This is a genomic window from Methanospirillum sp., assembly GCF_035560735.1.
Taxonomy (GTDB): Archaea; Halobacteriota; Methanomicrobia; order Methanomicrobiales; family Methanospirillaceae; genus Methanospirillum.
Genome location: NZ_DATMYY010000264.1, coordinates 1 through 3,154, shown reverse-complemented (window position 1 = coordinate 3,154; position 3,154 = coordinate 1). Strand labels below are relative to the sequence as shown.

Annotated in this window: 4 protein-coding genes; all 4 read left to right on the top strand. The window is 39.6% G+C overall.

The features are described 5' to 3' along the window. On the top strand, positions 1-500 hold a 500-nt coding region (locus VN429_RS07445; RefSeq protein ID WP_325631586.1), incomplete at its 5' end, for a DUF4418 family protein. 8 nt (positions 501-508) lie between these two features. Next, positions 509-1,696, top strand: a complete 1,188-nt coding sequence (locus VN429_RS07440) for an ABC transporter permease (protein WP_325631583.1) — start codon at positions 509-511, stop codon at positions 1,694-1,696. Then, positions 1,693-2,382, top strand: a complete 690-nt coding sequence (locus tag VN429_RS07435) for an ABC transporter ATP-binding protein (protein WP_325631580.1) — start codon at positions 1,693-1,695, stop codon at positions 2,380-2,382. The genes VN429_RS07440 and VN429_RS07435 overlap by 4 nt, the downstream gene beginning before the upstream one ends. After that, positions 2,366-3,154, top strand: a 789-nt coding sequence (locus VN429_RS07430; RefSeq protein ID WP_325631578.1) for an ABC transporter permease, incomplete at its 3' end; no start/stop codon positions are given. The genes VN429_RS07435 and VN429_RS07430, both read left to right, overlap by 17 nt.

Genomic DNA, 3,154 nt, shown 5'->3' with positions numbered 1-3,154 from the left:
ATATATCCAATCCCTTGAGAAATACTTATCTTATAATGAGAATCAGAGCATCTAATCAGGTAATCGTTCTCGCGATTATTCTTATTATTGTTGGTCTTTTAACCATTTTTCTCCCCTGGTATATTCTTCCGGTATGCGAGGCAGCCGATAAAAGTTCGCCAGGAATGGCAGACATGCACATGGATAAAGGAGTTATTATGAAATGTGGATATACTGCACGGGGAGAAATTGGTTTAGGAATTCTGGGAGTATTATTAGGATTAACTCTTTTGATTCTTCCACGCAGAGAGGCACGGAGAGCAGTTGGAATTCAAACGATTGGGGTGGGAATCATCACAATTCTGTTACCTACCGTGTTGATAGGTGTGTGTGGAACTCCCACAGCTCCCTGTGTTATCGGAACCAAACCTGGTCTGATACTTCTTGGAACAATAACGATCATTATCGGTGTAATCCTAGTTGCAACTCGCGATTTGGGTGATTCATCCGAAACACGGTGAAGATCTGAATGTTTCATCTTATTAGAAGAAATATAGCATACCGCCCTGTTCGGAATGGGGCTCTCATTTTTTGTTTTGCAATAATCGCGTCAAGTATGTTTGCCGGAAATTATATTCTCGCTGGGGCAACAGATAGTGTTGAATCGGGAATCTCCCGTCTCGGTGCAGATATTATTGTGGTTCCTGCGGAATATGAAGGAAAGAGTGAAGCGGTTCTATTGAGAGGAGAACCCTCCACGTTCTTTTTTGATCATGATGTAGTTCCAGCTATCCAATCAGTTGAAGGAGTTAATAAAATCACTCCACAACTCTATATTGCAACTTTGAATTCAGCCTGCTGTTATCTTCCAGTTCAACTTATTGCATTTGAATCTGATAGGGACTTTACTATTACACCGTGGCTTAGAGAACATAATCTTGAACCATTGAAAAAGGATGAGATTATTGTAGGAAATCTCATTGTTCCAGATAAAGGTGCAACTCTCAAATTCTATGGGCATGATTTCACTATTGCTGGAAAACTGGATCCGACAGGAACCGGGCTTGATACATCAATTTTCATCAGATACGATGATGCATACACAATGGCGAAAGAATCTAAAGAAAAGGCTGTATCAGAGATTGTTTTACCTGAAAAAGGATCCTCTGCAGTATTAGTTCAGGTAAAGGATCCATTAAAAATAAAGCAGATATCTGAGCAGATTACAAAAACTGTACCGGGATCAAAAGCATTGACTCCCGAATTGTTGATATCGACAGTAACCAGTCAATTAAATTCGGTCACACAATTACTATATGTAACATCTATTATTGCAACCGTAGTAGCCCTGCCTTTGACAGCTCTCATATCGATTATGGTCGCTAATGAACGAATCAGAGAATTGGGAGTCCTTAGGGCACTTGGAGCAGATAAGGGAACTGTATTCAAACTGATTTTTGGAGAAGCCGTACTAATATCTTTCATTGGAGGCGCTCTTGGAATTATTGTCTCATGGTTCTTGTTCATTTTATTCCAGGAATTAATTGGCTCATTAATCCATATTCCCCTGACTATTCCTCATATTACAGTTCTTGTTTCAATTTCACTTACTGCATTGATATTGACCATTGCAGTAGGTGGGATTGCATCATTATATCCGGCATATCGAAGTGCCACCATTGAACCATACACTGCAATCAGGAGTGGAGAATTATGATAGAAGTAAAAGGATTATTCAAATCATATCACGATGGGGATCATGAAGTAATCCCTCTTAATGATACTGAGTTTACCTGCGAAAGAGGAGACTTTGTATTGATAGTTGGCCGTTCTGGAACAGGAAAAACGACCCTGCTAAATACAATCGGCGGTCTGACTCGACCAGATAGGGGAAGTGTTCTGGTCGCTGGTAATGATATTCTCTCATTAACTGACAAGAAGGGTGCTGCGGTTCGTTCTAGTATCATTGGATTTGTCTTTCAGTTTCCAGGGCTTCTTTCTTCTTTAACTGCACTTGAAAATGTAATATTACCAACCGAAATTGCAGGTAACACTCCATCAAAAGAAAAAGGGCTTAAGCTTCTTGAAAACGTTGGATTGAAAGATAAGGCGAATAACTCCCCATATCAGTTATCTGGTGGAGAATTAAAACGAACCTCTATCGCACGAGCATTAATAAATGATCCCCTGTTGATCCTTGCAGATGAACCTACCGCTGATCTGGATTATGATACAGAACTAGAGATCATGGAACTTTTTGCTGAAATCAACAAGGCAGGAACCACTATCATCATGGTGACGCATAATGTTGACCTTGTTAGATATGCCAACCGGGTCTTTAAAATGGAACACGGAAAATTGATAGAAGTATCTCAGGTGCCTCAGAATGCTGCAGGTAATTAAAAAGAATATACTCTATCATCCAATACGGAATGGAGCTCTCATATTCTGCTTTGCAATCATAGCAGCAAGTCTCTTTTCTGGCAATTATATCCTTACTAGTGCAAGTGAAGGGGTGAAATCAGGAATTACGAAACTTGGTGCAGATGTATTGGTGGTTCCCAAAGATTATGTTGGAAAAAGTGAGGGTGTTATCCTTCGCGGAGAACCGTCAATGTTTTTTTTTGATACTGATGTTACTGATGCTATTGCAAAAGTGAAGGGTGTTTCACAGGTTGCTCCCCAGGTTTTCATTACTACTGTGAATGGAACTTTTAGTTCGGTACCAGTACAACTGATTGGATTTAATCAGTCTCTTGATTTTACGATTACCCCATGGTTGAAAAAGAATAGTCATGAACCATTGAAAAAGGATGAAGTATTGGTTGGTAATCAGATAATTCCTGAGGTTGGAGAAACTCTTAAATTTTATGGGCATGATTTTACAATCACAGGGAAACTTGAACCTACTGGAACTGGTGTAGATACCTCGGTTTTTATGCGGATCGAAGATGCTTATACGATGGCTAAAGAATCTAAAGAAAAATCAACAACTCCACTGACACTTCCTGAGGGTAAACCTTCAACCATCCTTGTCAAAGTAGATAATGCATCAGAGACTCATGAAATCTCATTTAGGATTGTTGATGCTGTATGGGGAGTTAAAGTTCTCACGCCAGAAGTGTTGATATCTACAGTATCGGGGCAGTTAAATTCACTTACAAGAATATTGTAT